Origin of the sequence: Streptomyces sp. NPDC058955 (genome assembly GCF_042741435.1) — a bacterium.
GTDB lineage: Bacteria > Actinomycetota > Actinomycetes > Streptomycetales > Streptomycetaceae > Streptomyces.
The window spans coordinates 1-3,563 of record NZ_JBHYKM010000229.1; the positions used below are offsets into that span (position 1 = coordinate 1).

Here is a 3,563-nt window from a genome sequence, read left to right on the forward strand (position 1 = left end):
CCGCCGGCCCCGCCGCCGCGCCCGACCGCCGCGCCCGCCGTGCTCGGGCCCGCGCCGTGGGAGGCGCCCGTCAGCGGCCCCCGCACCTTCCCGTCACCCCCTCCGCCGCCCGCCCCCGAACCGGAGCCGGAGCCCGCGCCCGAGCCGGACCGCGCGCCCGAGGCCCGGGGCGGCGACGTCACCGTGCCGGTCCAGGTCCCCGCCGGGCACGAGCCGACGGTCCAGGTGCCGATGCCCCGGCCCCGTACCGGCTTCGTCGGCAGCCGGCCGCCCACGTACGAGGCCGAGCCCACCGCCCTGCCCACCGCGCGGCCCGGCGAACTCGGCGACCTGGTCGCCGACACCGTCCTCGACGGCGCCCGCTACGGCACCGCCACCCTCCGCGCCGCCTCGGTGCGCGGCGACTCCGCCCGCTACCGGGGCGAACCCCGCCGGGACGCCCTGCTCACCGCCCGCTTCGGCCACGACGAGACCGCCCTCGTGCTGGTCGCCGTCGCCGCCGGCTCCCGCGCCGCCGACGACGCCCACCTCGCCGCCGCCGACGCCTGCCGCTGGATCGGCGAGGCCGTCGGCCGCAGCCACGCCCGGCTCTCCGAGGACATCCGCTCCGGCCGCCGCGGCGACCTCAAGTCCGGACTGCACCGGCTCACCGACCGCACCTACGGCCGGCTCCGGGCCCGCGCCGCCGAGCGCGGCCTGGCCCCCGACGTGTACACCGCGACCCTGCGCTGCCTGCTGATCCCCGCCGACCCCGACTGCCGCACCCGGGTCTTCTTCGGCATCGGCGGCGGCGGACTCTTCCGGCTCCGCGACGGCGCCTGGCAGGACATCGAACCGCTGCTGCCCGACCCGGCGTCGGTGACCGGCGAACCGGTCGTAGGCTTCGGCTCGACGCCGCCGCACGGCACGCCCGAGGTCACCGAGGAGGGCGACCGGCTCACCATGGACCTCGGGATCACCACCGCGCCCGGACCGCTCGTCGAGGAGCCCGTCCCGCCGCCCGCCGAACCCTTCCGGTTCCGCGCCTCGGTGGCCCGCCCCGGCGACACCCTCCTGCTCGCCTCGCCCGGCCTCGCCGAGCCGATGCGCGGCGAGCCCGGCCTCGCCCGCGAACTGGCCGCCCGCTGGACCGGCGCCGAACCGCCCGGCCTCGCCGCCTTCCTCGCCGACACCCAGCTGAGGGTGACGGGGTACGCCGATGACCGTACGGGGGCGGCCGTCTGGGAGGCGTGAGGCGCCGGGCCGTGTGTTGATGGACCCATGGCCAAACAGAACGTAGCGGAACAGTTCGTCGACATCCTCGTCCGCGCCGGCGTCCAGCGGCTGTACGGCGTCGTCGGCGACAGCCTGAACCCGGTCGTCGACGCCATCCGGCGCAACCCCGCCATCGACTGGATCCAGGTGCGGCACGAGGAGACCGCCGCCTTCGCCGCGGGCGCCGAGGCCCAGATCACCGGCCGCCTCGCCGCCTGCGCGGGCTCCTGCGGGCCCGGCAACCTCCACCTCATCAACGGCCTGTACGACGCCCACCGCTCGATGGCCCCCGTCCTCGCCCTCGCCTCCCACATCCCGTCCAGCGAGATCGGGCTCGGCTACTTCCAGGAGACCCACCCCGACCAGCTGTTCCGCGAGTGCAGCCACTACAGCGAGCTGATCTCCAACCCGAAGCAGATGCCCCGGCTGCTGCACACCGCCGTCCAGCACGCCGTCGGCCGCGGCGGCGTCTCGGTCGTCTCCCTCCCCGGCGACATCGCCGACCAGCCCGCCCCCGAGAAGACCGCGGGCAGCGCGCTCGTCACCTCGCGCCCCACCGTCCGCCCCGGCGACTCCGAGATCGACGCCCTGGTCCGGATGATCGACGCGGCCGAACGGGTGACGCTCTTCTGCGGCAGCGGTACCGCCGGCGCCCACGCCGAGGTGATGCAGTTCGCCGAGCGCCTCAAGGCGCCCGTCGGGCACGCCCTGCGGGGCAAGGAGTGGATCCAGTACGACAACCCCTTCGACGTCGGCATGAGCGGACTCCTCGGCTACGGCGCCGCCTACGAGGCCACCCACGAGTGCGACCTGCTGATCCTGCTCGGCACCGACTTCCCGTACAACGCCTTCCTCCCCGACGACGTCCGGATCGTGCAGGTCGACGTCCGCCCCGAACACCTCGGCCGCCGCTCCCGGCTCGACCTCGCCGTCTGGGGCGACGTCCGGGAGACCCTGCGCTGCGTCACCCCCCGGATCCGCGCCCGCACCGACCGCCGCTTCCTCGACAAGATGCTGAAGAAGCACGCCGACGCCCTGGAGGGCGTGGTGAAGGCGTACACCCGCAAGGTGGAGAAGCACACCCCGATCCACCCCGAGTACGTCGCCTCGGTGCTCGACGAACTCGCCGACGACGACGCCGTGTTCACCGTCGACACCGGCATGTGCAACGTCTGGGCGGCCCGCTACCTCACCCCCAACGGCCGCCGCCGGATCATCGGCTCCTTCAGCCACGGCTCGATGGCCAACGCCCTGCCGCAGGCGATCGGCGCCCAGTTCAGCGACCGCGGCCGGCAGGTCGTCTCGCTCTCCGGCGACGGCGGCTTCTCCATGCTCATGGGGGACTTCCTCACCCTCGTCCAGTACGAACTCCCGGTGAAGATCGTGCTGTTCAACAACTCCGCGCTCGGCATGGTCGAACTGGAGATGCTGGTCGCCGGGCTCCCCTCGTACGGGACGAGCAACAAGAACCCGGACTTCGCCGCCGTCGCCCGCGCGGCCGGTGCCTACGGCGTCCGCGTCGAGAAGCCGAAACACCTGGCCGGCGCCCTCAGGGACGCCTTCAAGCACAAGGGCCCCGCCCTCGTCGACGTCGTCACCGACCCCAACGCCCTCTCCATCCCCCCGAAGATCAGCGCCGAGATGGTCACCGGCTTCGCCCTCTCCGCCAGCAAGATCGTCCTCGACGGGGGAGTGGGCCGGATGCTCCAGATGGCCCGTTCCAACCTGCGCAACGTGCCCCGGCCCTGAGCCCCCGGAGCCCGGCGCATGCCCACCGGCTCGCGGGGCAGGCTTCCCCGTGAGCCTGTTCGACACGACCGTGGGTGGGGGCTATGGCCGGGAAGGCACGACAGCCGACTCAACTGCTCAGAAAGGTGGGGGGAGCCGACCTGACCGCGGTGCCGGAGGTGCGCCACGCGTTACGCGAACTCCTCGGCACCTGGGGCGGACCGGGCGCCGGCGACGTCGCCGAACTGCTCACCAGCGAACTGGTCACCAACGCGCTGGTCCACACCGGACACGGCGCCGTCGTGACCGCCACGGTCGACCCCGGACAGCTCAGGGTCGAGGTCCGCGACTTCGAGCCCGGACTCGCCGGTCCGCTCGTACCGCCCGCCGACGACGGTACGCACGGCCGGGGGCTCTTCCTCGTCAGGGAACTCGCCGACTCCTGGGGGATCGAGGAGCGCGGCACCGGCAAGGTCGTCTGGTTCGAACTGAACGGCGGGGGGGGCCGGGGGGGGGCCCCCCCCGGGGGGGGGGGGGGCGGGCTCCCCCCGGACGCGCCCAAAACGGGTGTTTTTACCCCC

3 protein-coding genes are annotated in these 3,563 nt (G+C 74.3%); all 3 read left to right on the forward strand.

The window, feature by feature from the left end; translation table 11 throughout:
• Positions 1 to 1,233 (forward strand): protein phosphatase 2C domain-containing protein (locus ACFW1I_RS38140; protein ID WP_384678703.1); only part of this gene is annotated, 1,233 nt, incomplete at its 5' end.
• A 27-nt stretch (positions 1,234 to 1,260) separates the two neighbouring features.
• Entirely contained in the window at positions 1,261 to 3,003 is a 1,743-nt protein-coding gene (locus ACFW1I_RS38145) for a pyruvate dehydrogenase (protein ID WP_384678706.1), read from the forward strand.
• 125 nt (positions 3,004 to 3,128) lie between these two features.
• The coding region (locus ACFW1I_RS38150) for an ATP-binding protein (protein ID WP_384678708.1) at positions 3,129 to 3,563 on the forward strand (435 nt) is incomplete at its 3' end.

What these genes read in the sequence shown, in the direction of transcription:
- ACFW1I_RS38145 (WP_384678706.1), top strand. Translation starts at nt 1,261, where the DNA reads ATGGCCAAACAGAACGTAGCGGAACAGTTCGTCGACATCCTCGTCCGC.